Origin of the sequence: Streptomyces viridochromogenes (assembly GCF_001270495.1) — a bacterium.
In the GTDB taxonomy this organism is placed as follows: Bacteria; Actinomycetota; Actinomycetes; order Streptomycetales; family Streptomycetaceae; genus Streptomyces; species Streptomyces viridochromogenes_A.
This window is the reverse complement of sequence record NZ_LGUR01000014.1, coordinates 1-24,756: the sequence shown is the minus strand read 5'-3', so window position 1 is coordinate 24,756 and position 24,756 is coordinate 1. Positions and strand designations below refer to the sequence as shown.

The 24,756-nt window shown below is 71.3% G+C and carries 21 protein-coding genes and 1 pseudogene; 8 read left to right on the top strand and 14 right to left on the bottom strand.

Annotated elements, in window-relative coordinates; translation table 11 throughout:
• Positions 1 to 9 precede the first annotated feature (9 nt).
• Both ADK36_RS03840 and ADK36_RS03835 read right to left on the bottom strand, forming a co-directional pair.
• Entirely contained in the window at positions 10 to 1,563 is a 1,554-nt protein-coding gene (locus tag ADK36_RS03840) for an acyl-CoA synthetase (RefSeq protein WP_048582029.1), read from the bottom strand.
• Entirely contained in the window at positions 1,560 to 2,669 is a 1,110-nt protein-coding gene (locus ADK36_RS03835) for a nitronate monooxygenase (protein WP_048582030.1), read from the bottom strand. Before ADK36_RS03835 ends, ADK36_RS03840 begins: the two co-directional genes overlap by 4 nt.
• 168 nt (positions 2,670 to 2,837) lie before the next feature.
• Here ADK36_RS03835 and ADK36_RS03830 point away from each other — a divergent pair, with 168 nt between their 5' ends.
• Complete coding sequence (locus tag ADK36_RS03830) at positions 2,838 to 4,619, top strand: serine hydrolase domain-containing protein (protein WP_048582031.1); 1,782 nt, start codon at positions 2,838 to 2,840, stop codon at positions 4,617 to 4,619.
• A 7-nt stretch (positions 4,620 to 4,626) separates the two neighbouring features.
• Here the strand turns inward: ADK36_RS03830 and ADK36_RS03825 are convergent, their stop codons facing one another.
• The 3 genes from ADK36_RS03825 to ADK36_RS03815 form a co-directional block, all read right to left on the bottom strand.
• Positions 4,627 to 6,204, bottom strand: coding sequence for a phytoene desaturase family protein (locus tag ADK36_RS03825; protein ID WP_048582032.1), 1,578 nt, complete (start codon positions 6,202 to 6,204; stop codon positions 4,627 to 4,629).
• Between the two features lie 54 nt (positions 6,205 to 6,258).
• Positions 6,259 to 8,499 carry a serine/threonine-protein kinase gene (locus ADK36_RS03820; protein WP_048582033.1) on the bottom strand — a complete coding sequence of 747 codons (2,241 nt, stop codon included), beginning with the start codon at positions 8,497 to 8,499 and terminating at the stop codon, positions 6,259 to 6,261.
• A gap of 62 nt (positions 8,500 to 8,561) precedes the next feature.
• Entirely contained in the window at positions 8,562 to 9,359 is a 798-nt protein-coding gene (locus ADK36_RS03815; RefSeq protein ID WP_425315298.1) for an oxygenase MpaB family protein, read from the bottom strand.
• A gap of 186 nt (positions 9,360 to 9,545) precedes the next feature.
• Here ADK36_RS03815 and ADK36_RS03810 point away from each other — a divergent pair, with 186 nt between their 5' ends.
• Entirely contained in the window at positions 9,546 to 10,130 is a 585-nt protein-coding gene (locus tag ADK36_RS03810) for a GNAT family N-acetyltransferase (RefSeq protein WP_048582055.1), read from the top strand.
• 415 nt (positions 10,131 to 10,545) lie between these two features.
• Here the strand turns inward: ADK36_RS03810 and ADK36_RS03800 are convergent, their stop codons facing one another.
• Positions 10,546 to 11,046: a PaaI family thioesterase gene (locus tag ADK36_RS03800; RefSeq protein ID WP_048582034.1), complete on the bottom strand. Its 501-nt coding sequence runs from the start codon at positions 11,044 to 11,046 to the stop codon at positions 10,546 to 10,548.
• 93 nt (positions 11,047 to 11,139) lie between these two features.
• Here ADK36_RS03800 and ADK36_RS03795 point away from each other — a divergent pair, with 93 nt between their 5' ends.
• Positions 11,140 to 11,607 carry a winged helix-turn-helix transcriptional regulator gene (locus ADK36_RS03795; protein WP_048582035.1) on the top strand — a complete coding sequence of 156 codons (468 nt, stop codon included), beginning with the start codon at positions 11,140 to 11,142 and terminating at the stop codon, positions 11,605 to 11,607.
• A gap of 118 nt (positions 11,608 to 11,725) precedes the next feature.
• Complete coding sequence (locus ADK36_RS03790; protein ID WP_053196366.1) at positions 11,726 to 12,298, top strand: TetR/AcrR family transcriptional regulator; 573 nt, start codon at positions 11,726 to 11,728, stop codon at positions 12,296 to 12,298.
• 19 nt (positions 12,299 to 12,317) lie between these two features.
• On the opposite strand, the gene ADK36_RS03785 is transcribed toward ADK36_RS03790, so the two are convergent.
• The 3 genes from ADK36_RS03785 to ADK36_RS03775 all read right to left on the bottom strand — a co-directional run bounded on the left by ADK36_RS03785 (position 12,318) and on the right by ADK36_RS03775 (position 14,407).
• The gene (locus ADK36_RS03785) at positions 12,318 to 12,680 is read right to left on the bottom strand and encodes an alpha/beta fold hydrolase (RefSeq protein WP_234329664.1); all 363 of its coding nucleotides are present in this window, start codon (positions 12,678 to 12,680) and stop codon (positions 12,318 to 12,320) included.
• Between the two features lie 6 nt (positions 12,681 to 12,686).
• Positions 12,687 to 13,865 carry an acyl-CoA dehydrogenase family protein gene (locus ADK36_RS03780; protein ID WP_048582037.1) on the bottom strand — a complete coding sequence of 393 codons (1,179 nt, stop codon included), beginning with the start codon at positions 13,863 to 13,865 and terminating at the stop codon, positions 12,687 to 12,689.
• Between the two features lie 158 nt (positions 13,866 to 14,023).
• Positions 14,024 to 14,407 carry a ferredoxin gene (locus tag ADK36_RS03775; protein WP_048582038.1) on the bottom strand — a complete coding sequence of 128 codons (384 nt, stop codon included), beginning with the start codon at positions 14,405 to 14,407 and terminating at the stop codon, positions 14,024 to 14,026.
• A gap of 106 nt (positions 14,408 to 14,513) precedes the next feature.
• On the opposite strand from ADK36_RS03775, the gene ADK36_RS03770 reads away from it, so the two are divergent.
• Positions 14,514 to 14,870, top strand: a complete 357-nt coding sequence (locus tag ADK36_RS03770) for a DUF6479 family protein (RefSeq protein ID WP_048582039.1) — start codon at positions 14,514 to 14,516, stop codon at positions 14,868 to 14,870.
• A 60-nt stretch (positions 14,871 to 14,930) separates the two neighbouring features.
• Positions 14,931 to 15,728 (top strand): polyphosphate kinase 2, encoded by a 798-nt coding sequence (gene ppk2 / locus ADK36_RS03765; RefSeq protein WP_053196364.1) that lies wholly within the window; start codon positions 14,931 to 14,933, stop codon positions 15,726 to 15,728.
• Between the two features lie 37 nt (positions 15,729 to 15,765).
• Here ppk2 and ADK36_RS03760 read toward each other — a convergent pair.
• The 4 genes and pseudogenes from ADK36_RS03760 to ADK36_RS03745 all read right to left on the bottom strand — a co-directional run bounded on the left by ADK36_RS03760 (position 15,766) and on the right by ADK36_RS03745 (position 21,156).
• Positions 15,766 to 16,646 (bottom strand): annotated as a pseudogene (locus ADK36_RS03760) (universal stress protein).
• A 98-nt stretch (positions 16,647 to 16,744) separates the two neighbouring features.
• Entirely contained in the window at positions 16,745 to 19,141 is a 2,397-nt protein-coding gene (locus tag ADK36_RS03755) for a glycoside hydrolase family 65 protein (RefSeq protein ID WP_053196362.1), read from the bottom strand.
• Positions 19,138 to 19,911 (bottom strand): HAD family hydrolase, encoded by a 774-nt coding sequence (locus tag ADK36_RS03750; RefSeq protein WP_048582043.1) that lies wholly within the window; start codon positions 19,909 to 19,911, stop codon positions 19,138 to 19,140. The genes ADK36_RS03755 and ADK36_RS03750 overlap by 4 nt, the downstream gene beginning before the upstream one ends.
• 390 nt (positions 19,912 to 20,301) lie before the next feature.
• Positions 20,302 to 21,156 (bottom strand): LysR family transcriptional regulator, encoded by an 855-nt coding sequence (locus tag ADK36_RS03745; RefSeq protein ID WP_048582044.1) that lies wholly within the window; start codon positions 21,154 to 21,156, stop codon positions 20,302 to 20,304.
• Positions 21,157 to 21,224: 68 nt separating this feature from the next.
• On the opposite strand from ADK36_RS03745, the gene ADK36_RS03740 reads away from it, so the two are divergent.
• On the top strand, positions 21,225 to 22,244 hold the full coding sequence (locus ADK36_RS03740) for an EamA family transporter (RefSeq protein WP_078950819.1): 1,020 nt from the start codon (positions 21,225 to 21,227) through the stop codon (positions 22,242 to 22,244).
• The gene (locus ADK36_RS03735) at positions 22,213 to 23,130 is read left to right on the top strand and encodes an amidohydrolase family protein (RefSeq protein WP_078916254.1); all 918 of its coding nucleotides are present in this window, start codon (positions 22,213 to 22,215) and stop codon (positions 23,128 to 23,130) included. The genes ADK36_RS03740 and ADK36_RS03735 overlap by 32 nt, the downstream gene beginning before the upstream one ends.
• Here ADK36_RS03735 and ADK36_RS03730 read toward each other — a convergent pair.
• Complete coding sequence (locus tag ADK36_RS03730) at positions 23,110 to 24,558, bottom strand: GH1 family beta-glucosidase (protein ID WP_053196359.1); 1,449 nt, start codon at positions 24,556 to 24,558, stop codon at positions 23,110 to 23,112. The two genes, ADK36_RS03735 and ADK36_RS03730, sit on opposite strands and share 21 nt — an antisense overlap.
• Positions 24,559 to 24,756 lie beyond the last annotated feature (198 nt).

The window sequence follows — 24,756 nt, the reverse complement described above, 5'->3', positions numbered from 1 at the left end:
GGGCCGTGGTCACACGGTCCGTGTACGCCCCTCCCAGTACGGGTCCCGCAGCCGCCTTTTGTACAGCTTGCCGTTGGGATCGCGGGGCATCTCGGTGATGAAGTCGACGCTCTTGGGCCGCTTGTAGCCGGCGAGTCGCCCGGCGCAGTGGTCGAGGATCGTGGCGGCGAGGGCGGGGCCGGGCTCGTGGCCCGGGGCGGGTTCGACGACGGCCTTGACCTCCTCGCCCCATTCGTCGTGCGGGATGCCGAAGGCGGCGGCGTCGGCGACGGCCGGGTGGGCGAGGAGGACGGACTCGATCTCGGCCGGGTAGATGTTGACCCCGCCCGAGATGATCATGTCGATCTTGCGGTCGCGGAGGAAGAGATAGCCGTCCTCGTCGAGACAGCCGAGGTCGCCGACCGTGAAGAAGTCACCGATGCGGTTCTTCTCCGTCTTGGCCCGGTCCTTGTGGTAGGCGAAGCCGCCGGTGTTCATCTTCAGGTAGACGGTGCCGAGTTCGCCGGGCGGAAGCCGGTTGCCGTCGTCGTCGAAGATCGCGAGTTCGCTGATCGGCCAGGCCTTGCCGACCGTGCCGGGCTTCTTCAGCCAGTCCTCGGCGGTCGCGAAGGCGCCGCCGCCCTCACTGGCGGCGTAGTACTCCTCCACGCACGGGCCCCACCAGTCGAGCATGGCCCGCTTCACGTGGTCGGGGCAGGGGGCGGCGCCGTGGATGGCGTGCCGCATGGAGGAGACGTCGTAGCGGGCCCGTACGTCGTCCGGGAGCGCGAGCAGGCGGTGGAACTGGGTGGGGACCATATGGGTGTGCGTGCAACGGTGGGCGTCGATCAGGCGGAGCATCTCCTCCGGAGTCCACTTGTCCATCAGCACCAGCCGGTGGCCTATGTGCAGGGACGCGCCCGCGAACTGGAGTACGGCGGTGTGGTACAGCGGCGAGCACACCAGGTGCACGTTGTCCTCGAACGGCCTGATGCCGAAGATGCCGAGGAAGCCGCCGAGGTAGGACTCCTCCGGCGTCTTGCCGGGGAGTGGGCGCCGGATGCCGCGCGGGCGGCCGGTGGTGCCCGAGGTGTAGTTCATGACCCAGCCGAGCGTGCGGTCCGCGGGCGCCGACCCGGGTTGTCCGTCGAGGAGTTCGGCGTACGGCCGGAAGCCCTCGACCGTGCCGATCGCGTACCGGTGGGTGCCGGGCAGGCCCGCCTCGTCGGCGGCGTGGCGGGCGGGGGCGGCGAAGCGTTCGTGGGCGAGGAGCACCTTGGCGCCGGAGTCGGCCACGATCCAGGCGATCTCGGGGCCGACGAAGTGGTGGTTGACGGGGACGAGATAGAACCCGGCCTGGCTGGCGGCGAGGTAGGCGGTGAAGAACTCGGGGCCGTTGGGCAGGACGACCGCGAAGGCGTCACCGCGCTCCATCCCGGCCGCGCGCAGGCCGTGGACGAGGCGGTTGGCGGCGGCGTGCAGTCGGCCGGCGGTCCACTCCTCACCGTCGGGGGCGACGAGGACCGTGCGGTCGGGGTCGGCCGCTGCCTGGGCCCAGAAGCCTGCGGGGGGCGTGCTCGTCACTGGCCGCTCCTTCCGGCTATGCGGTTGATACGGTCGACGGCCTGCTCGAAGCCGCGGGTGAGGTCGTCGAAGACGGCCTGGACACTGCGTTCGCCGTTCATCCGGCCGACGATCTGGCCGACGGGCGTGCCGAGCAGCGGCTCGACCTCGTACTTCTGGATGCGGGAGACGGCCTCGGCGACCAGGAGGCCCTGGAGGGGCATGGGGAGGGTGCCGGGGCCGTTCGGGTCGTCCCAGGCGTCCGTCCACTCGGTGCGCAGCTGCCGTGCGGGCTTGCCGGTGAGGGAGCGGGAGCGCACCGTGTCGCCGGAGCCGGCGGCGAGCAGTTTGGCGGTCAGCGCGGTGGAATGCAGATCCGCCTCTGTGGTGGTCAGCCATATGGAGCCCAGCCACACACCTTGGGCGCCGAGGCTGAGTGCCGCCGCCACCTGTTGGCCGCTTCCGATCCCCCCGGCCGCCAGTACGGGCAGCGGATCGACGGCTTCCACCACCTCCGGGGTGAGCACCATGGAGGCGATGTCACCGGTGTGGCCGCCCGCCTCGTAGCCCTGGGCCACCACGATGTCGATGCCCGCCTCATGGTGCTTGCGGGCGTGCCGGGCGCTGCCCGCGAGCGCGGCGACGAGCACGCCCCGGTCGTGGGCGCGCTCCACGACGTCCGCGGGCGGTGAGCCGAGGGCGTTGGCGAGCAGCTTGATCGGATAGCCGAAGGCGACATCGAGCTGGGTGCGGGCGACCTGTTCCATCCATCCGGTGATCCGCCAGCCGGACGCCTCTCCCTCGGCCAGCTCGGGCACGCCGTACTTGGCGAGGGTGTCCTTGACGAACTGGCGGTGCCCTTCCGGGATCATCGCCTCGACGTCGGCCTCTGTGACGCCCTCGACCTTCTTCGCGGGCATGACGACGTCCAGGCCGTAGGGCCTGCCGTCGACATGGGCCTCGACCCAGTCGAGGTCGCGTTTGAGGTCGTCGGGTGCGGTGTAGCGGACCGCGCCGAGCACTCCGAAGCCGCCGGCCCGGCTGATGGCCGCTGCGACGGCGGGGAACGGCGTGAAGCCGAAGATGGCGTGCTCGACTCCCAGTTTCTTGCTCAGCTCCGTCTGCATGGGCGCAGGATGCCGCAGTCCTCCGGACGACGGAAGGGCTTTTCTGATACACCGTCAGATCTCTTGGGCGAGCACCCCGTTGACACCGCTCCCACCTGACACGAAAGTTTCACCACGCAAGGTGATCCCGGAAAGATACTTTCAGCCGGAGCGGCGGGAGGAACCTCGATGACCGACGGCAGAAGCGGACTGACCAGGCGTCAACTCACCAAAGGCACACTGGCTTTGGGCGGCGCCCTGGCCATCGCCCCCTTCCCGGCCGGACCGGCGGGCGCCACCTCGTCCTCCGGCCGGGGCCCGCGCCGCACCACCCTGCGTCACGGCTCCCCCGAGCGCGCCGGCCTCCTCCCCGCGCCCCTCCGCCGACTCGTCACCGACGCCGAGGCGTTCCTCGGCCCCTCCCCCGCACACCCCTGGTACGCGGGCGCCGTTCTGCTCGCCGGGCGTGGCGGCACCGTGGCCCTGCACGAGCCCATCGGCATGGCGGTGCGCTATCGGGCGTACGACGAGAGGACCGACACCGGCGTCGAGTTCCCGGCCGATCAGCAGATCCCGATGGCCGAGGAAACCGTCTTCGATCTGGCCTCGGTGTCCAAGCTGTTCACCTCGATCCTCGCCGTGCAGCAGATCGAGCGGGGTGCGTTGGGACTGGAGGCGGCGGTGGCCTCGTATCTCCCGGACTTCGGCCGGGCGGGCAAGCAGGGCATCACGATCCGTCAGCTCCTCACGCACACCTCGGGGTTCCGCGCCTGGATTCCGCTCTACAGCGCGCCGTCGTACGAGGAGAAGCTCCAGCTGATCTGGAACGAGGCGCCACTGAACCGGCCGGGCACCACGTACCTCTACTCGGACCTGAACCTGATCTCCCTCCAGCTCGTGCTGGAGGAGATCACCGGCCGCGGGCTCGACGCCCTCCTCCACGACGAGATCACCGCCCCGCTCGGCCTGCGTCGCACCCGCTACAACCCGCCCGCCGCCTGGAAGCCGAGGATCGCGGCCACCGAGGACGCCCGCAAGCCCTGGTCCGGCCTGGACCGCGGGCTCGTGTGGGGCGAGGTGCATGACGAGAACGCCTTCAGCCTCGGTGGCGTCGCCGGCCATGCCGGCGTGTTCTCGAACGCGTGGGACCTCGCGGTCCTCGGCCGGACACTGCTCAACGGCGGCGCCTACGGCGGGTGCCGCATCCTGCAGCCGCAGTCGGTGGACCTGATGTTCACCGACTTCAACACCGCCTTCCCCGGCGACGAGCACGGCCTCGGATTCGAGCTCTACCAGCACTGGTACATGGGCGCGATGGCCACCCCGCGCACCGCCGGACACACCGGCTTCACCGGCACCTCGCTCGTCCTCGACCCGACGACCGACTCCTTCCTCGTCATCCTCGGCAACTCGGTCCATCCGGTGCGCGGTTGGCGCTCCGGGTCCGCGCCGAGGGTCGCCGCCGCCGACAACATGGCGCGTGCCGTACCGGTCCGCCCCCGCCACGGTCGTACCGCATGGTTCTCCGGCATGGCGACCGCCACCACCGCGACCCTCGCGCTCCCCGCGCTCGACACGTCCGCCGGCGACGCGTGTCTGCGCTGTGCCCTGTGGTGGGACACCGAACCCCGGTCGGACCTCCTCGTCCTGGAGTCCACGACGGACGGCGGATCGACCTGGCAGCCGCTCCCCTTCACCACCACCCGCCACGGCGGGCGCCCGCAGGACCACGCGACCGGCGCGGTCACGGGCTGGTCGGGCCGCGTCTGGCACCGCCTCGCGGCCCGGCTCCCCACGCACCGGCAGCTGATGCTCCGCTGGCGGTACGCCACCGACCGGCTGTACGTGGGCCGTGGCGCGTACGTCGACGGTCTGCGCGTCGAGGCGGCGGACCGAGTCCTGTTCGACGAGGCCCGACCGGCGGACGCGGCCCGTATCGCGGCGAACGGCTGGAGCTCCTCCGCCGACTGACCGCCCGTCAGTCGGCGGGCCGCTCCAGCACCGCCATCGCCGCGTTGTGCCCCGGCACCCCGCTCACCCCTCCCCCGCGCACCGCGCCCGCCCCGCAGAGCAGCACGTTCGCGTGCGAGGTCTCCACGCCCCAGCGACCGGTGCCCTCCTGGGCGTACGGCCAGGCCAGGTCGCGGTGGAAGATGTTGCCGCCGGGCAGGCGCAGGTCTCGGTCCAGGTCCAGCGGGGTCTTCGCCTCGATGCACGGCCTCCCCTCCGCGTCCGTCGCCAGGCAGTCGGCGATCGGCTCGGCGAGGTGCGCGTCGAGCTGGGCGAGTGTTGACTTCAGCAGTTCGTCGCGTACGGCGTCGTTGTCGCGCTCGAAGAGCCTGGCCGGGGTGTGCAGGCCGAACAGGGTGAGGGTCTGGTAGCCCTGGGCGACGAGGTCGGGGCCGAGGATCGTCGGGTCGGTCAGCGAGTGACAGTAGATCTCGGACGGCGGCGCGGCGGGGAGTTCCCCGGCGACGGCCTGGGCGTGGGCGGCGGCCAGTTGGTCGTAGCCCTCGGCGATGTGGAAGGTGCCGGCGAACGCCTCGCGCGGGTCGACGGAGGTGTCGCGCAGCCTCGGCAGGCGCTTGAGCAGCATGTTCACCTTGAGCTGGGCGCCCTCGGCGGGGGTCGGGGGTGTATCGCCGGTGAGGTCGGCCAGTTCCCGAGGGGAGGCGTTGACCAGGACGTGCCGGGCGGTGGCGACGCCCTCGCCGTCGGCCGTGCGGTAGGTGACCTCGGCCGTACGGCCGTCCGTGTCGATCCGTACCGCCTCGTGCCCGGTGACGATGTCCGCGCCCGCCTGGCGTGCCGCCGTGGCCAGGGCGTCAGTGAGGGCGCCCATGCCGCCTACGGGGACGTCCCAGGCGCCGGTGCCGCCGCCGATCACGTGGTAGAGGAAGCAGCGGTTCTGCTTGAGCGAAGTGTCATGGGCGTCGGCGAACGTGCCGATCAGGGCGTCCGTCAGGACCACGCCCCGCACGAGGTCGTCGGTGAAACGGTCCTCGATCGCGACACCGATCGGCTCCTCGAAGAGGGTCCGCCAGGCCTCCTCGTCGTCCACCCGGTGACGCAGCTCCGCACGGCTCGGCAGGGGCTCGGTGAGCGTCGGGAACACCCGTTTGGCGACCTCGCCGGTCATGGCGTAGAAGCGCTGCCAGGCCGCGTACTCACGCTCGGTGCCGGTCAGCCGGGCGAACGCCTCGCGGGTGCGCCGTTCACCGCCGCCCACCAGCAGTCCGGTCGAGCGTCCGTCCCGTTCCACGGGCGTGTAGGAGGACACGTCTCGGGTGCGGACCCGGAAGTCCAGGCCGAGGTCCCGGACGATCTTCTTCGGCAACAGGCTGACCAGGTACGAGTAGCGGGAGAGCCGGGCGTCGACGCCGGCGAACGGCCGCGTGGACACGGCGGCGCCTCCCGTGTGGTCCAGCCGCTCCAGCACCAGCACGGACCGCCCGGCCCGCGCCAGGTAGGCGGCGGCGACCAGGCCGTTGTGGCCTCCGCCGACGATGACGGCGTCGTACGTACGGCTCGCGGGGCTTCCCTCGTGTGCAGGCATGGTTCTTCGTAACACGTGATGATCTAGGTCGGCCAGACGTGCGGGCGTCCGGAGTCAGGGCCCGCCGGTCGCCCGCTGCTGCCGTAGCGCCGCCACCCTCCGGTACAGCTCGACCGCCTCCGCGCCCCGCCCGAGCTGTTCCAGGCAGTGGGCCTCGTCGTTGCGGCTGGCGAGGGTGTCGGGGTGATCGGCGCCCAGGACGCGCTCGCGGGCGTTGGCCACCCTGCGGTACTCGGTGAGCGCGTCCGGCCAGCGGCCCAGCCAGCCGAGGCTCACGGCCACCTCACGGCGGCTGACCAGGGTGTCCGGGTGGTCGGGGCCCAGCACGCGCTCTCGGATCGCGCTCACGTCGCGCGATTCGGCGAGGGCCTCCTCCCAGCGGCCGAGGCGGCCGAGGTTGACGCCGAGGCCGTGGCGGGCACGGAGGGTCTCGGGGTGCGCGGGGCCGTGGACACGGGTGCGGTCGTCGATCAGGTCGCGGTAGAGCTGGAGCGCCTCCGCGCTGCGGCCGAGCCGGCCGAGGCTGATGCCCACCTCGTAGCGGGCGGCGAGGGTGTCGGGATGGTCGGGGCCGAGGGCCTGGGCGCGGGCGGCGGCGACCTCGCCGTAGGTCTGCAACGCCTCGGACCAGCGACCCAACTGGCCGAGCGCGTAGGCGACTTCGTAGCGGGTGACCAGGGTGTCGGGATGGTGTGCGCCGAGGACGCGGGCGCGGGCGTCGGCGACCTCGCCGGCCATCCGGTACGACTCCTCCAGACGGCCGAGTCTGCTGAGGTTGAAGGCGAGGTTGTGGCGGCAGCGCAGGGTGTCGGGGTGGTCGGCGCCCATCGCGCGCTCTCGTGCCGTCAGGACGGACGTGTAGACCTGGTGAGCGTCGAAGTGGCGGCCCAACTGGCCCAGTACGTACGCCATTTCCTGCCGGGCGGCGAGGGTGTCCGGATGGTCGGGCCCGAGGGCCAGGCTGCGGGCGCGGGCGACATGTTTGTACTCACGCAGGGCGTCGGCGGCGCGGCCTGTGCGGCTGAGGGTGAAGGCGAGCTCGTAGCGGCTGGCGAGGGTGTCGGGGTGGTCGGGGCCGAGAAGGTGTTCGCGTTCGGCGGCGACCGCGCGGTGCACCTCGCCCGCCTCCGTCCAGCGGCCCAGCCGGCCGAGGCTCAGCCCGGCGTTGTGCCGTCCGGCCAGCGCGGTGAGCGTCGCGGCGGACGGGGCGGACGGTTCGTCGGGGACGGCGGTCTCCTCGGGACGGCCGGTGGCCGGGCGGGGGATCCACTCGCCGGTGAGGCCGGCCGCGGCGTCCGGCGGTGTGGTGCGCAGTCCGGCGCCGGTGGCCTTGTGGCCGGTGGTCATGCCCCGGGTCCAGGACGGCAGCCGGGGCGTGCGGGCCACGGGCTCCGGGGGCCTGAGGTCGGGCTGCGGGGTCACCACGGTGGGCACATACGCCGGTGTCGTACGGCCCAGGCTGATCCGGCGGCCCAACTCGCGCCCGTCGTGCGGGCGTTCCTCGGGTCGTTTGGCCAGCAGGTCGAGGATGACCTTCTCGAAGTATTCGGGCAACTCGGCACGGTGGCTGCGCGGCGGGCGGGGCGGGGTGTCACGGTGGCCGACGAGGATCGCCCAGGGGTCGTCGAGATCGAACGGCGGTACCCCGGTGGCCATCTCGTACAGCACGCAGCCCAGCGAGTACAGGTCGCTGCGCTGGTCCACCTCGTCCCCGCCTATCTGCTCCGGCGACATGTAGTGCGGGGTGCCCATCGCGATGCCGGTGCCGGTCAGCCGGGAGGTGAAGCCGATGTCGTGGGCGAGGCGGGCTATGCCGAAGTCGCAGATCTTCACCGTGCCGTCGGCGAGCCGCATGATGTTCGCGGGCTTCAGGTCGCGGTGCACGATGCCCTGTTGATGGGTGTAGGCGAGGGCCGCGGCGACCTGGTCGGCGATCTCTACGACGTCCGGGACGGGCAGCGGGTGGTGCTTGTTGTCCTCCAGGAGCTGGCTGAGGTTGCGGCCCTCCAGCAGCTCCATGACCAGGAACAGGACCCCGTCGGACTCACCGAAGTCGTGGACGACGGTCACGCCCCGGTGTTGGAGCGCCGCGGCCACCCGGGCCTCGCGGCGAAACCGCTCCCGCAGGACACGGGTGAAGGAGTGGTCGTGGTGCGGTCCCAGCGGCTTGAGGCACTTCACGGCGACCTGCCGGCCCAGCGACTCGTCGCGCGCACGCCACACCTCGCCCATACCGCCGCGCCCGATCGGATCGAGCAGCCGGTACCGGCCCTGGATCAGCCCGCTGTCCCCCATCTCCCGCGCTCGCCCCCCGTTGTGGTCCGCCCGCCCTCCCCCGGCTCGTTCAGTATGGCGACCTATCGTCCGTCTTTGTACGGTGCCGGGCGCACGCCCGGGCCGAGCCGGGCCATGGCGCGCAGGATGTGTTTGGGGGGGAGTTGCCAGCGCAGACGTGCGGGAACGCAGCGCAGCAAGGTGCCCGTGGCGCGCAACTGGCGGGTGACGGTGGCGGGTTTCGGGGCTGGTCTGCCGTACAGCTCGTGGGCGTACGGCGGCAGTGCGGCGTACGCCAGGTGCGCCACGCGCCGCCACAGCACCTCGCGCGCCGGGACGAGAAGGGGGTGCGTCGGCGGGCGGAGCAGGAAGTCGTCCACCGCGCGTGCCTCGGGTCCGCAGGCGAGCTCGGGGCGCACCTTCTCGAAGTACGCCGCCATCTCGTCCTGGTTCGCCGGTACGGCGTCGGGGTCCAGGCCGACCAGCCGGGCGCTGACCCGGTGTTCGCCGATGTAGCGGTCGGCCCGCGCGTCGGTGAGGCGGAAGCCGGAGCGGCGCGCGACCTGGAGGTAGGAGTCGATCTCGGCGCAGTGCACCCACAGCAGCAGTTCGGGTTCGTCGACGCCGTACCGCTCCCCGGTGCCCGGGTCGGTGGCGCCCAGCATGCCGTGGATCTTCCGCACCCGGGCGCCCGCCTTCTCGGCGGCCTCCGTGGTGCCGTAGGTGATGGTGCCGACGAAGTTCGCTGTGCGCAGCAGCCGGCCCCAGGCGTCGCGCCGGAAGTCGGAGTTCTGCATGACGCCGCGTACGGCGCGTGGGTGCAGGGCCTGGAGGTAGAGCGCTCGGATGCCGGCCACCCACATCATGGGGTCGCCGTGCATCTGCCAGGTCACGGAGGAGGGGCCGAACAGCCCGGGGTCACCGCTGCGTAGGGCGTCCACCCTCGCAGTGTGACCAGGATCGCTAGTTGGCACAAGGAAACGTTCCTGAACTGCACTGATCCGGGACCGGACCGGGATCGGATATTCGGTGTTCTGCCCGCCCCATGAGGACACAGGATGGTGCGCATGACTTTGGCCACCCCCATATTGCACACCGCTCGCCTGCGGCTGCGCCCCTTCACCGAAGCCGACGCGGACCCCCTGTTCGCGCTGCACAGCAGCGCCTACGTGCTGCGGTACTGGGACTCCCCGCCATGGACCGAACGGGCCCGCGCCGAGCGCTTCATCGCGATGTGCCGGGAGATGGAGGATGAAGGAACCGGGGCGCGGGTGGCCATCGACCGTGCTTCTGACGGGGCCTTCGTCGGCTGGTGCGGTCTGACCGGATGGAACCCGGACTACCGCAGCGCCTCATTGGGCTACGTCCTCGACGATGCGATGTGGGGCCACGGCTACGCGACGGAGGCCGCGCACGCCGTGCTGCGGTGGGCATTCGACACACTGGACCTGAATCGGGTCCAGGCCGAGACCGATACGCGCAACGAGGCATCCGCCCGGGTCCTGGAGAAGATCGGATTCGTGCGTGAGGGGACGTTGCGGGAAGACTGCGTCGTGAACGGCGAAGTATCCGACTCGTGGGTGTTCGGGTTGATCAGGCGAGAGTGGCGGCCGTCGGCCGTGCCGATTCCAGCCCGTGAAGAGCGGAGCTAGTCCGTTTCTGGCAGAGACCGCGTCCGGGTTGAGTGAGGAAGCCTTGACGGGTGAGCCCGCCCAAGCGGCCGCGGGTGACGTTCATGGCCGGGTCGTCGGTGGGCATGCCGAGGAGTCCGTGTAGATCACGGACCCGGAACGCCTGATCGGGGTGGATGTTGAAGGCGTTCAGGATGACCTGGTAGGCGGTGGTCAAGTGGGGCCGTTCGGGTTCGGTTCCGGTCGGGGCGAGTTCCGCGATGACCTTCCGGGTCGTGACGTTCCGCCAGACGCGCCTCGGTCTCGGCCAGGGCAGCGTCCAGGGCCGCCACGAAGTCATCGCACCAGGCTGCTTCACCTCGCACTCCGGCGTCCTGCGCCGAGATCGAGGGAGTCCGGCGTCACGGCCCAGACCGATACCGGTCGCCGCCGAGGCTCACCTCTGCGAGGGAGGCACCGGGAAGAGCATGCAGCTGCTGGTGGCGTGGGCGAGCAGACGGTCCGTACCGTCGACCAACTGTGCCTGGGCCAGGGCGGTTTGACGGCCCTTGCTGACCACCGTGCCGATGGCGCGCACCGTGCCCGTGTCCACGGTGATCCGCCGGAGGAACTTCACCGTCAGGTCGAGTGAGGTGTACGCCATGCCTTGCGGGAGGGTGGACTGGACGGCACAACCCGCCGCCGAGTCGAGCAAGGTGGCAAAGATGCCGCCGTGCACGCTGCCGATCGGGTTGTAGTGCTCCTCACCCGGCGTCAGGGAGAAGACCGCCCTGCCGGGCTCCACCTCGTCCAGAGTGAAGTCGATGGAGTAGTTGATGGGCGGCCCCGGCAGTCGCCCCGCCTGCAACTCACGCAGGAAGTCGATGCCGGCCATGCGTCCGGCGGCCTCCGCCAGGATCGCGGGATCTTCCCATTGATACGTACGTGTCCGTCCCACGACCGAGCGCCTTCCCGTCTGACTTTTGCAAGTGAAGCTAGCTTCCGTCTCACCTGACTGTCAATGACGAAGCCAGGACCCTACGATGGCTGGATGGAGTGGCTTGAGGCGAGCACGGAGAACTGCCCCGTCCAGCGCACGCTCGACGTGGTCGGAGAGAAATGGACGTTGCTGATCTTGCGGGACGCCGTCAACGGAGTCCGCCGCTTCGACGACTTCCACCGCCACATCGGCCTGTCCGAGGCCGTCCTCAGCGACCGCCTCCGGAAGCTGATCGCGGCAGGCATCCTCAAGACCGTCCCCTACCAGGAGCCGGGCAGCCGCTCCCGCAACGAGTACCGCCTGACCCGCAAGGGCTGGGACCTGTGGCCTGTCCTGATGGCGCTGAGCCAGTGGGGCGAGGCGTACGCCCTCGGCCCCGGGGGGCCCGTACTGGACATCCGTCACACCGACTGCGACGCCCCGGTCCGCGTCATCGTCGAGTGTTCCGCGGAGCACTCCACCCTCACCCCCGGGGAAGTCACCGCCCGACTCGGACCCGGTGCCCGCATCCGGTCGTGAGCACGCCGGTCATGCGGACGCCGGGCATGGGCACGCCGGCCATGATATTACGGACGTCAGGCCATGGATTACCCGTGAGTGCGAAGCATGGGCCTTACGGAGCGAACGGAGGAAGCTCGTGGTGCGCTACGCCAAGGAGCACAAGCAGGTGACGCGGCGACGCATCATCGAGAAGGCCGGCCACCGGTTCAAGCAGGACGGCATCGACGGCTCGGGCATCTCCACGCTGATGGCGGACGCGGGGCTCACCAACGGAGCCTTCTACGCCCACTTCGCGTCCAAGGACGACCTCGTCGCCCATGTCGTGGCCGAGGAACTGCACACGCAGGTCGCGAGCTACGGCACCTTGCGACCCGGCCGCCCGGGACTCGAGGACCTCATTCGCGAGTACCTGTCCCCCGAACACCGGGACCACCCCGGCCTCGGATGCCCCTCCGCCGCCCTTCTCGACGAGATCGGCCGCTGCGCGGACGGGACCAGGCAGGCCTACAGCGACGGCGCGCAGGCCATCCTGGAGGAGATCTCCGCCCGCCTGACACCCGAGGACCCGCGGTCCGCTCAGGCCAAGGCCATCGGGCTCTTCACCATGCTGGTGGGGACGTTGCAGCTGTCCCGCGCCCTGTCCGACCAGAAGCGCGCCGATGAGGTCCTGGAGCTGGGGATCGAGAACGCTCTCGCGTTCATGGGGTGAGGCGGAAGACGAGGTCGCGTCAGCGAACGGGCGCCTCGAGCCGCTCACCCAAAGGGCGCCACGACCCTGAGGCACCATCCTCGGCCCAGACTACGACCGCACCGCACGCCTTTTGCCGCTCGAGGAACTCGAGAGCCGTCTCCACGAACTGCCCGTGGAACTGGAAGATGCCGCCATGGCCGGCGTCGGGGTAGAGGACCAACTCGCCGTTCGGCACTCGCCGCGCCAGGTCGACCGAGTTCTGGGTCGGAACCATCCTGTCGCTCTCGCCGTTTGCGACGAGCACCGGCTGGTGGATGACCGAGAGGTCGTGGGGCCGATCCAGCCCCCGACGGCGAATGGCCTTGAGCTGAGCGCCGTACGACGTGAGATCTGTGGTCACAGCGGGCTAACGCCGCACCCTCGGCATCCCGAGCCCGATCCAGGAGATGATCTCCCGCTGGATCTCGTTGTTGCCGCCGCCGAAGGTGAAGATGACGGCTGAGCGGTAGCCGCGCTCCAGCTCGCCGTGGAGTACGGCGCCCGCCGAGCCCTCCTTCAGCGCCCCCGGTGCGGCGACGATCTCCATCAGCCAGGCGTACGCGTCGCGGCGCGCCTCGGAGCCGTAGACCTTCACCGCCGAGGCGTCCTGCGGGGTGAGCGTGCCCTCCTGCACGGCGCTCACCATCTTCCAGTTCAGGAGCTTGAGGGCGTCGAGCTTGGTGTGGGTCTGGGCGAGGCGGCGGCGCACCCAGGGGAGGTCGATGACCCGGCGGCCGTCGGCCAGCTTGGTCTCCATGGCCCAGCGCTGGACGTCGTGCAGGGCGCGGATGGCCATGGTGCCGTGGGCGGCGAGGGTGACGCGCTCGTGGTTGAGCTGGTTGGTGATCAGGCGCCAGCCCTGGTGCTCCGCACCGACGCGGCGGGAGACGGGGACGCGGATGTTCTCGTAGTAGCTGGCCGTGGTGTCGTGCGAGGCGAGGGTGTTGATGAGCGTGCAGGAGTAGCCGGGGTCGGTGGTCGGCACGAGGAGCATGGTGATGCCCTTGTGGGGCGGGGCGTCCGGGTCGGTGCGGGTGGCGAGCCAGACCCAGTCGGCCGTGTCGCCATTGGTCGTCCAGATCTTCTGGCCGTTGACGATGTACTCGTCGCCCTCCCGTACCGCCCGCGTCCTGAGCGAGGCCAGGTCCGTGCCCGCGTCGGGCTCGCTGTAGCCGATCGCGAAGTCGATCTCGCCGGAGAGGATCTTCGGCAGGAAGTACGCCTTCTGCTCCTCCGTGCCGTACTGCATGATCGTCGGGCCGACCGTGTTGAGCGCCATCAGGGGCAGCGGGACGCCCGCCTGGGCGGCCTCGTCGAAGAAGATGAACTGCTCCATCGTGGTCAGACCGCGTCCGCCGTACTCCTTGGGCCAGCCCACGCCGAGCCAGCCGTCCGAGCCGAGCCTCCGGATCGTCTTGCGGTAGTAGCGCTTCTGGGCCGCCGGTTCGGTGAAGCGGGTCTCGGCGAGGTCCGGCACCAACTCGGCGAAGTAGTCGCGCAGTTCGCTGCGCAGCCGCTGCTGCTCGGGCGTGTATTCGAGATGCACGGCGCCTCCAGGCTCCCAGGACCGGTCCTGTCGGCGCACACCGTAGAACGTGTTCCAGAAATTGGGAATGGCGAGGAGCGGGCGAGGACGACGGCCGGCCTGGCCCATCACCCCCGGCCGAACGTGACCCAGCCGTACGTGGCTCAGCCCTACGTGGCTCAGTCGAGCGTGGTCATGAAGTCCGTACAGGCCCGTGCGCAGTCGCGGCACGCCTTCGCGGCGTCCTCGGCGTCCGGGTGCTTGTCGAAGACGTGTGCGCACTCCAGGCAGACCGTGCGGGTCCATTCCAGCTGAACGCGGAGGGCGCTCTCGGCGTCCTCGTCCATGTGGCCCTGCTCGCCCAGCGCACGGCAGGTCGCGTCGCACACCTCGGCGCACAGGATGCCCTTGCGTCGCACAAGTTCCTGTTCCTCGGTCCCGTCCGGATCCATGAGGCTCGCGCGCAGGGCACAGGCACGGGCGCAGTCGGTGCACGCCTGGGCGCAGGCGAAGCGGTCCTCCAGGAATTGGACGAGCTCTTGCTGGGACGTAGTCGATGTCACACGAGGCGGGTAGCCGGAGCCGCCGACGCCAAACCCGGTGTTCCCCTGCCTGCCGACCGATCATGACCAACGGGTTCATGAGCGGGGCCAGGGGTACTCGCGGGCCATGGACACCACTTGGATGGACATCGCCGCAGCACGGGGCGCGCTCGCCGTCGGGCTGCTCGTGGCCGGTGTGGTCGTCGTGGCGCTGCTCATCGGCGCCTTCGTCCTGGGCAGCCGCATCAGGCGCCGGGAACCGCGTCCGCCCCGTCCCGAAGAGCAGCCCAGGCTGCCCGACGAGGGCCCGGTGCACGAGATCCGGGAGCACCGGGAGCCCGCCGAGGTGCCGAAGAGTGACCACCGGCTCACCCCGCACGACCTGCCCGCCCACGGCAACATCCCCTCCCGGCCCAGCCAGTCCCAGGAACGGCCGCGCTGGACCGAGGGCGGCAGCGGATCGTTCGGGAGCGGCGGCACGTGACACCTCCGGCGCTGTCCTGGGCCGCCGTCCGGTAACCCGCCGTCGAGGCGAGGCCGAAGGGTGATCAAGGTGGAGAAGCTGCCGCGCAAGACGTACGAGAAGGAACTGCTGCGTCTGCAGATGGAGTTGGCGAAGCTCCAGGAGTGGGTGCGCGCAGAGGGCGCCCGGCTGGTCCTGGTCTTCGAGGGGCGGGACGCGGCGGGCAAGGGCGGCACCATCAAGCGGGTCACGGAGCATCTCAACCCGCGGGTCGCACGGATCGCGGCCCTGCCCAGGCCGACCGAGCGCGAACGCACCCAGTGGTACTTCCAGCGGTACATCCAGCATCTGCCCGCCGCCGGGGAGATCGTGCTGTTCGACCGCAGCTGGTACAACCGGGCCGGCGTCGAGCACGTCATGGGCTTCTGCACCAAGGAGGAGCACCAGCTCTTCCTGCGCCAGTGTCCCCTCTTCGAGCGGATGCTGGTGGAGGACGGGATCCTGCTGCGCAAGTACTGGTTCTCGGTGAGCGACGAGGAGCAGCAGGACCGCTTCCGGCGCCGCCTGGAGGACCCTCTGCGCCGCTGGAAGCTCTCCCCCATGGACCTGGAGTCGCTCACCCGCTGGGAGGACTACTCCCGGGCCAAGGACGCGATGATGGTGCACACCGACATCGCCGAGGCGCCCTGGTACGTCGTCGAGAGCGACGACAAGCGCCGGGCCCGGGTGAACATGATCGCCCATCTGCTGGACTCCGTGCCGTACCAGGACGTCCTCCCGCCCGTCCTTGACCTGCCCGAACGGCCGGAGTCGAGCGGCTACCAGCGACCGCCGCGCGACTTGCGGACCTACGTCCCGGACCACGCGGCGCACCTCTGAGCCGGCCCCGGCCGCAGTCCGGGTCACTCGCCCCCCGTCATGCCTCCCCGGACCGGACGACGGCGACGGGGCAGTGTGCGTGGTGGAGCAGGGCCTGGCTGACCGAGCCCAGGAGCAGCCCGGCGAATCCGCCCCGCCCGCGCGCCCCGACCACGACGAGCCCCGCGTCGGCGCTGGCCTCGATGAGGGTGTGGCGGACCCGGCCGCGCGCCAGCCTGCGGTGGACGGCGACGTCGGGGTACAGGTCGCGCAGCCCGCCCAGCGCCTCGGCGAGCACGCGTTCCTCCTCGTCGCGCAGGCGCTCCTCGTCGTACGTCACGAAGGGCGGGTCGGCGGGGCTGTCGTAGGCGCGGTCGGTCCGGGTGCTCCAGGCGTGCAGCGCCACCAGGTCCGTGCCGTGCAGGGAGGCCAGGGCGAAGGCGAACTCGACGGCTCCCCGGCCCGCGGGTGAGCCGTCGACGGCGAGGAGTACGGGCCCGGCCGGGTTCGGCCTGCCGCGCACCACCAGCACCGGGCAGGCCGCGTGGGCGGCCAGATGACCGGCGGTGGAGCCGAGCAGCAGGGCGCCGAACCGGCTGTGGCCCCGGCTGCCGACCACTGCCAGGGAGGCGGTGCGCGACTCGATCTCCAGCACGGTCACCGGTTCGCCGACGACGACCTCGCGCATGATCTCGATGCCCGGCGCCGTTTCGTGGGCGCGCCGCTCGGCCTTGGCCAGCGTGCCGTCGACCAGCTCGCGCAGCCCGGCGCCGCTCGGCTCCCAGGGCCGACCGCCATGCGGTATGTGCGCGGCCGGCCAGCCGAAGGCGTGACCAGCCGCAGCCCCACACCGTGCAGCCCGGCCTCGCGCGCCGCGACCTCCACGGCCGCCAGACTCGACGGCGAACCGTCCACCCCCACGACAACCGGGCCGTTCATCGCGCTCCCCTTTCCGCCGCCGTTGTCCTCCCAGCCTCTCCCCGCCGGCCGCGTTCCGCACCGGGCTGAGCCGGGCCGACGCTGAGCCGCGCAGGTCGTCAGTCGTGGAGGACCAGCCGTCCTGTCTGCCCCGGCTCCAGCGACACCCCGCGCCCCGGGAGCCTTACGTCGATGGGCGAGGCGTCGGAGGACGGGACCTCGATCTCCAGCAGCCCGCGTTCCAGGCGCAGGCGTACGCCCCAGTGGCCCTGGTAGCGCAGGGGGAACCCGTAGGAGGACAGCTCGGGCAGGGGCACGGGGTCCAGCCACAGGGCACCGCCCCGGGTCTCCAGGCCGGTCAGTCCGCGCTGGACGAGGTCGAGGGTGCCGGCCATGGCGCCCAGGTGGATGCCCTCGCCGGTGGTGCCGCCCTGCACGTCGGCGATGTCTCCTTGGAGGGCCTCCTGGCAGAACTTCCACGCCTCGCTGCGTCGGCACCGGGCCAGCACCCAGCCGTGGACCAGGCCGCTGAGGGTGGACCCGTGACTGGTGCGGTGCATGTAGTACTCGACGGTGCGCCGCCAGGTGTCCTCGTCCAGCCGCACCCCCAACCGGTGGAACAGGCCCCCCAGTTCGGCGGGGGCGAAGAGGTAGCCGAGCATCAGGACGTCGGCCTGTTTGGACGCCTTGTAGCGGTTGACGGTGTCGTTCTCCGCCTCCAGGATCCGGTCCAGCCGCCGGATGTCGCCGTACCGGCCGCGGTAGCCGTGCCAGTCGAGCTCGGCGAGGTCGCCGTAGCCCGCGAACTGGCTGATGACGCCGTCGTGGAAGGGGACGTGGAGCGTGCGCGAGACGTCCTCCCACCGTTCGAGTTCACCGTCGTCCAGGCCGGTGCGCTCGACGAGTTCGCGCCGGCGGGGCTCGGGCAGGGTGTCCAGCAGCTCCAGTGTGCGGGCAAGAACCCACGCGGCGGTGACGTTGGTGTAGGCGTTGTCGTCCAGGCCGGGTGTTTCGGCGTCCGGGTACGCCTCGTGGTACTCGTCGGGCCCTACGACTCCTTTGATGCGATACCGGCCCAGGCTCCCGTCGTAGACGGCCATGTCCGCCCAGAAGCGGGCGATCTGCAACAGCATCTCGGCGCCCTTGGTGTGCAGGAACTCCATGTCGCCGCTCGCCTCGCAGTACTGCCACACGTTGTACGCGATCGCCGAGCCCACATGGTGCTGGAGCCGGGAGTGGTCGGGCAGCCAGCGTCCCGAACGCGGGTTGAGATGGAGCTGCTGGGTCTCCTCGCGCCCGTCGCTGCCGCTCTGCCAGGGGTACATCGCGCCCCGGCGACCCGCCGCCCTGGCCGAGGTGCAGGCCTGTTCCAGGCGTCGGTGGCGGTGGTGGAGCAGGGCGCGGGAGACCTCCGGGAAGTGCAGGTTGAGGTAGGGCAGGACGAACAGCTCGTCCCAGAAGACATGGCCGCGGTACGCCTCCCCGTGCAGTCCGCGGGCGGGCACGCCGACGTCCAGGTCGGCGGTGTGCGGGGAGAGGGTCTGCAGCACGTGGAAGAGGTGCAGCCGCAGAATGCGGCCCGACTCGCCGGGCACGTCGAGTGCGGCGCGGCGCCAGAGCTGCTGCCAGGCGGTGCGGTGCGACGTGACCAGTGCGTCGAAGCGGGGGGCCCGGCCCACCCGGTCGACGGCGGCGTGGAGCGGGTCGCTGATGGCCGGGTCGCGGGAGGTGTGCAGGGCCACGGTCTTGTCGACGGTGACGGTCCGGCCGGGGGCCAGGTCGAGCGTCAACCGCTGGATGGCGTACGGCCGTTCATGGTGGTCCGTGACGGGTGCGTCGGCGGTCAGCCGGGACGCGATGCCGATCCGGATGTCGGAGGTGCGGGTGCGGCAGCGCAGCCAGACCGTGTCCGGCGCGGCGGTGCCGGTGTGGATGTGGGTCAGATGACGGCCGTCGAGGTCCCGGTAGCGCGGCACGCCGGAGTTGGTGACACCACCGTCCAGGGCCGCCTCCACTTCGAGCGGGCCGGAGAGTCCCTCGGCCGTGAACTCGGTGCGCAGCGCGGCCAGATGGGGGTCGCGCATGTGCACCAACCGATGCTGACGCACCGTCAACTTCCGGTCCCCGCCCAGGTCGTACCGCGTCCGGCGCTCCATCAGCCCTGCGTTCATGTGCAGCATCTGGCGGTGGTCGAGCACGTTCGTGGTGTCGGGCACGATCCAGTCCCCGTCGGGGAGACGGAACCGCAGGGGCAGCCAGTTCGGGACGTTGACCATGTCCTCGTTCTCCACCCGGCGGCCGACGACCTCGGAGGTGAGGCGGTTGTAGATGCCGGCCACATAGGTCCCCGGGTAGTGGATGTCGTCGGCGGTGCACTCGGGGAGCGCGCCCCGGGTGGCGAAGTAGCCGTTGCCGAGCGTGCACAGCGACTCGCGAAGGCGTTCGTCGGCCGGCTTGTAGCCCTCGTATTCCCAGCTCCAACCCGTGGCTTCGGTTTCCGGGCCGCGCTCCGTCACGTCGGCGCTCCTCCCGCGCAGAGTTCTCCGAGATCGTGTACGACGATGTCGGCGCCGTGCCGCAGCAGCCGCGCCCCGGTGTCCGCGCCGGCGGCCCGGTCCACGCCGACCACCAGGGCGAATCCGCCGCGCCGGCCCGCCTCCACGCCCGCCAGGGCGTCCTCGACGACGGCGGCCCGGCCGGCGGGCACGCCGAGTCGGCTGACCGCCTCCAGGAACAGATCCGGCTCCGGCTTGCCCGCGAGACCCAGCCGGGCCGCCTCACCGCCGTCCACGAGGGCGTCGAACAGGTCCAGCACACCGGCCCGGCTCAGCAGCTCACCGGCGTGCCGGGACGCGGAGGCCGCCGCCCGGGGAACTCCTGCCGCGCGCAGGGCCTTCACCAGCCGTACGGTCCCCGGGTAGGCGTCGACGCCGTCCTCGCGCAGCCGCCGCGTGAAGAGGCGCTCCTTGTCCTCGGCGACGGACCGCACCGTCTGGTCCGACGCCTCGATGCCGCGTCCGGCGAGGAAGGCCGCGGCTCCGTCGAGGCGGGACTTGCCGTCCACGTGCCGCAGATAGTCGTCCCGCTCGTCGAAGGGGCGGCGTTGGCCGGGGTCTTCGGGCGGGTGGGCGCGCAGGAAGCCGTCGAAGGCCACCTTCCAGGCGGCGGCATGCACCCGGGCCGAGTCGGTGATCACTCCGTCGGTGTCGAAGACGACGGCGCGCACGTCGTGCAGGACGGGGGCGAGCGCGGTCGCGGACCGGTCGGGAGTGGAGGGCGGATGCATGGTCACGCTCGCTGCGGCTGGTCGGTGATCGGGCGGTGCAGGCGGCGGCGCCACGCCGGTACTGCATCCAGGGGATGCCGGTACAGGCGGACAGCGGGGAACGCGAACCGCACGGCCTCCTCACCTCCGCTCGACGGCTCGCCCGCGCCCGGCGGGATCCGCTCATGGGTACCCGCCAGACCCGCCTTGTCACCTCCCGATGCCGTCGCCGCTGGGCCGTCTGCTCCTGAGAGCCGAGCGGCCCTGGCGTATCGGCGGCGCGCATGGTGTGCTGGAGGTGACGGGAAGGACCCAGAACGGCGCGGGGAAGCGGATGACGGCCGCGCACCGCGCAATCAGGATCCGCGAGAAGTGGATAGGGCCCTTCCCGCCCCTTTCGTACGGGCGCGCTCAGTCACCCCGGTACAGCGCGGTGAGCAGCTCGATCGCCGGCTGCGCCGCGGCCGGCGGGTCATCGCGCCACCAGGTCAGCCGTACGGCGATGGGTTCGGCGTCCCTGAGCGGCCGGTAGACGACGCCGGGGCGCGGGTACTGGTGAGCGGTGGCCTCGGCGGTCACGCCGACGCAGCGGCCGGAGGAGATCACCGTGAGCCAGTCGTCGACGTCGCGTGTCTCCTCGGTCGCCGGGCGGGCGTCGGGCGGCCACAGGTCGGTCGTGGTGGTGCCGGTACGGCGGTCGACGAGAAGGGTGCGGCCGCTGAGGTCGGCCAGCCGGACCGAGCGGCGCCGGGCCAGCGGGTCGTCGGCGGCTACGGCGCACAGCCGCCGCTCCAGCCCGACGATGGCGGAGTCGAACCGCCGGTCGGCCATGGGCCGGCGTACGACGGACAGGTCGCAGGCGCCTTCCGCGAGGCCCGCGGTGGCCGAGTTGACGCGGACGAGCTGCAGGTCGGTCCCGGGGTGGGCGGTGGCCCAGCGACGCTGGAACGCCGGGGTGTGTCGGCCGAGCGCCGCCCAGGCGTAGCCCATTCGCAGCCGGGCGTGCCCGGAGCCGGCTTCCCGGACCAGGTCGTCCACCTCGCCGAGCACCCGCCGGGCGTGCGCCAGGACGCGCAGCCCCGTCCCGGTCGGGGTCACCTCACGGGAGGTCCGCCGCAGCAGCCGTACGCCGAGGGCACGTTCGAGCGAGGCCAGCGAGCGGGAAACGGCCGCTTGGGAGACGCCGAGGGCGATGGCGGCGTCGGTGAACGTGCCCTCGTCGACGATCGCGACGAGGCAGCGCAACTGCCGCAGCTCCACATCCATGACTCAAGCGTATAGATGAAGCGGCGAACGCATTTTGCGCAAAGATCGAGTGGCCGCACGATCGGCGCATGCGCACCCGCCCGGCACCCGCGCCCGCCCCCGCACCCGTCCTCCCGGCGCCCGCCCCCGCATCCGCGTCCGCCCCTGAGCCCTCTCCCGTGGCCCCGCTCGATGGTCCCGGCCGGGCACGCGGACGTCTTGCCGGAGTGGCCACGATGATCGGCAGCGGCCTGTCCACCCAGACCGGCGCCGCGATCGGCTCACTCGCCTTCCCCGTCTTCGGCCCCGTCGGTGTCGTGGCCGTACGCCAGTACGTCGCCGCCCTGGTCCTGCTGGCCGTCGGTAGGCCGAGCCTGCGGTCGTTCACGTGGCGGCAGTGGTGGCCGGTCATCCTGCTAGCACTGGTGTTCGGCACCATGAACCTCTCGCTGTACTCCGCGATCGAGCGGGTCGGTCTGGGGCTGGCGGTGACCCTGGAGTTCCTCGGCCCGCTCGCCATCGCCCTGGCCACCTCGCGCCGCCGGGTCGACGTGTGCTGTGCGGTGATCGCCGCGGCCGGCGTGGTCACCTTGATGCGCCCGCAGCCCTCGGCCGACTACGCCGGGCTGGCCCTGGGCCTGCTGGCCGCCGTCTGCTGGGCGTCGTACATCCTGCTCAACCGCACGGTCGGCCGCCGCATCCCCGGCGCCCAGGGCGCGGCGGCCGCGGCCGGCATCTCCGCGGTGATGTTCCTGCCGATCGGCGTCGCCGTCGCGGTGCGGCACCCGCCCACCACCGGTGCCGTCGCCTGCGCGGTCACCGCCGGGCTCCTCGCTTCGGCCGTGCCGTACCTCGCGGACCTGTTCACCCTCCGCCATGTCCCGGCCCGTGCCTTCGGACTGTTCATGAGCGTCAACCCGGTCCTCGCCGCCGTGGTCGGCTGGATCGGTCTCGGTCAGGACCTGGGCGGGCCGGAGTGGGCGAGCATCGGCGCCATCGTCGCCGCCAACTCGCTGAGCATCCTCAGTCAGCGGAAGGGGTTGCCCCGCCCCCTCACCAGAGTCGATCGTGGGCGGCATGAACGATCACCGCATGGCGCCCGTCAGTGAGGAGGCCGGTGAGGTCAGCCGTTTCTGGGGCCGCCTCGGCCTTCCCGGGCTGATCGACGTGCACACCCACTTCATGCCCGAGCGTGTCCTGCACAAGGTCTGGGACTACTTCGACACCAACGGGCCGCTGATCGGTGGGCTGGAGTGGCCGATCACGTACCGGAAGGAGGAGGCGGAGCGGACGGCTGTGCTGAGGGAGTTCGGCGTCCGGGCCTTCACCGCGATGCTCTACCCCCACAAGCCGGGCATGGCCGAGTGGCTGAACGGATGGGCGGCCGACTTCGCCGGCCGCACCCCCGATTGCCTGCACACCGCCACCCTCTATCCCGAGCCGGATGTCGAGACGTACGTCCGCGAGGCCGTCGAAGCGGGCGCGCGCGTGTTCAAGGCCCATGTGCAGGTGGGAGCGTACGATCCGGCCGACGAACATCTCCAGCGGGCGTGGGGACTGCTGGCCGAGGCCCGCATCCCCGTGGTGGTGCACTGCGGCTCCGGGCCCGCGCCCGGCAAGTACACCGGACCCGAGCCCATCGCGCGGGTGCTGGCCCGGCATCCGAGGCTGCGGCTGATCGTCGCGCACATGGGCATGCCCGAGTACGAGGAGTTCCTCGGCCTCGCCGAGCGGTACGACCAGGTGCGGCTGGACACGACGATGGCGTTCACCGACTTCGTCGAAGGGCTCGTGCCGTTCCCGCGCCGGGCCCGGCCCCGGCTCGCCGCACTCGGCGACCGCATCCTGCTCGGCTCCGACTTCCCCAACATCCCCTATCCCTACCTGCACCAGCTCCACGCCCTGGAGCGGCTGGATCTCGGAGAGGAGTGGCTGCGGGCCGTATGCCACGACAACGCTGCGGACTTGTTCGGCCTACGCCCTGGTCTCCGCTGACGGAATGGTGCCCGTCGCGGCCAGTTGCCGGTACCACAGGGCGCTGTCCTTGAGCGTGCGGCGCTGGGTCTCGTAGTCGACGTGGACGATGCCGAAGCGCTTGGAGTATCCGTAACCCCACTCGAAGTTGTCCATCAGCGACCACACGAAGTACCCGCGCAGATCGACGCCGGCGGCCAGTGCCCGGTGGGCGGCGGTGAGGTGGCGGCGGAGGTAGTCGACACGCTCGGGGTCGTGGACGGCGTGCGTGCCGTCGGGGCGGGTGGAGATGCGGTCGTCGAAGGCCGCTCCGTTCTCGGTGATGACCAGGGGTTGGTTCGGGAACCGGGTGTGCAGGTCCAGGAGGAGTTCTTCGAGGCCGTCGGGGTCGATGTTCCAGCCCATGGCGGTGTGCGGGCCGTCCTGTGCGACGAACTCGACCTGGGGCGAGCCCGGCCAGGGTGAGCCGCCCATGTCCTTGTGACCGTCGTTGTTCTGACGTGCCGTCACACCGTCCCACAGGCGAACGGCGGTGGTGGCGTAGTAGTTGACGCCCAGCAGGTCCAGGGGCTGGTTGAGCTGGCTCAGGTCGCCGTCCCGGACGAACGCCCAGTCGGTGACCGCGGCGGTGTCCTCGATGAGGTCCTCGGGGTAGTGGCCGCGCAGCAGGGGCTCGGTGAAGGAGCGGTTGGCCAGCGCGTCGATGCGGCGCACGGCTTCCTCCCCGCCCTCTCCCCGGCCTCGCAGGACGTGGAAGTTGAGCGTGATGGAGTACTGCGGATCATTGGTGGCGACCGCCCTGAGCTGCTGCACCGCGAGGCCGTGGGCGAGGTTGAGGTGGTGGACCGCGGTCAGCGCCGCGGCGCCGTCGGTGCGGCCGGGCGCATGGGCTCCGGATCCGTAGCCCAGGTAGGCGGAGCACCACGGTTCGTTGAGGGTCGTCCAGATCGCGACGCGGTCGCCGAGCGCTTCGCCGACGATACGGGCGTAGTCGGCGAAGGCGTGGGCGGTCGCGCGGTTCGTCCAGCCGCCGGTGTCTTCGAGGGCCTGGGGCAGGTCCCAGTGGTAGAGGGTCGCGACGGGGGCGATACCCCGGTCCAGCAGGCCGTCGACCAGGCGGCTGTAGAAGTCCAGGCCCTTGGGGTTGGCCGGGCCACGGCCCGTGGGCTGGATGCGCGGCCAGGCGATGGAGAACCGGTACGCCCGAAGGCCCAGGGACGCCATGAGATCGAGGTCGGCTTCGAGGCGGTGGTAGTGGTCGGCGGCGACGTCGCCGGTGTCACCGTTCCACGTCCTGCCCGGCGTGTGCGAGTAGGTGTCCCAGATCGAGGGACCGCGCCCGTCGTCGGTGGCGGCGCCCTCGATCTGGTAGGCGGCGGTCGCGGAGCCGAGGAGGAAGTGTGCGGGGAAGGAGAGGGGCTCGGTGGGTTCCTGCGAGGAAGTCGGCATGCGCGTGTCTCTCTGCTGAGTGATGAAGCGACGAGTCGCGGAGCGGATCGGGTCGGGTCGGGTCGGGTCGGCGGCGACGGAGCCCTCCGGCTCTTATGACGGTCCTCTTGCCCGGAACCAAGGTGATGTTAACGTTAACAAGCTGTCAAGGCCCTCACCCCGACGAATCCCGTCCCCGCCCCCTGCACGCCCCCCTGC

Bases quoted from the DNA above. Each gene is read 5' to 3' on its own strand.
- ADK36_RS03750 (WP_048582043.1), bottom strand. From the start codon at position 19,911: ATGCATCCGCCCTCCACTCCCGACCGGTCCGCGACCGCGCTCGCCCCC.
- ADK36_RS03730 (WP_053196359.1), bottom strand. From the start codon at position 24,558: ATGCCGACTTCCTCGCAGGAACCCACCGAGCCCCTCTCCTTCCCCGCA.
- ADK36_RS03770 (WP_048582039.1), top strand. From the start codon at position 14,514: ATGGACACCACTTGGATGGACATCGCCGCAGCACGGGGCGCGCTCGCC.
- ADK36_RS03795 (WP_048582035.1), top strand. From the start codon at position 11,140: ATGGAGTGGCTTGAGGCGAGCACGGAGAACTGCCCCGTCCAGCGCACG.
- ADK36_RS03745 (WP_048582044.1), bottom strand. From the start codon at position 21,156: ATGGATGTGGAGCTGCGGCAGTTGCGCTGCCTCGTCGCGATCGTCGAC.
- ADK36_RS03825 (WP_048582032.1), bottom strand. From the start codon at position 6,204: ATGCCTGCACACGAGGGAAGCCCCGCGAGCCGTACGTACGACGCCGTC.
- ADK36_RS03810 (WP_048582055.1), top strand. From the start codon at position 9,546: ATGACTTTGGCCACCCCCATATTGCACACCGCTCGCCTGCGGCTGCGC.
- ADK36_RS03815 (WP_425315298.1), bottom strand. From the start codon at position 9,359: ATGCACGGCGACCCCATGATGTGGGTGGCCGGCATCCGAGCGCTCTAC.
- ADK36_RS03820 (WP_048582033.1), bottom strand. From the start codon at position 8,499: ATGGGGGACAGCGGGCTGATCCAGGGCCGGTACCGGCTGCTCGATCCG.
- ADK36_RS03740 (WP_078950819.1), top strand. From the start codon at position 21,225: ATGCGCACCCGCCCGGCACCCGCGCCCGCCCCCGCACCCGTCCTCCCG.
- ADK36_RS03835 (WP_048582030.1), bottom strand. From the start codon at position 2,669: ATGCAGACGGAGCTGAGCAAGAAACTGGGAGTCGAGCACGCCATCTTC.
- ADK36_RS03830 (WP_048582031.1), top strand. From the start codon at position 2,838: ATGACCGACGGCAGAAGCGGACTGACCAGGCGTCAACTCACCAAAGGC.
- ADK36_RS03735 (WP_078916254.1), top strand. From the start codon at position 22,213: ATGAACGATCACCGCATGGCGCCCGTCAGTGAGGAGGCCGGTGAGGTC.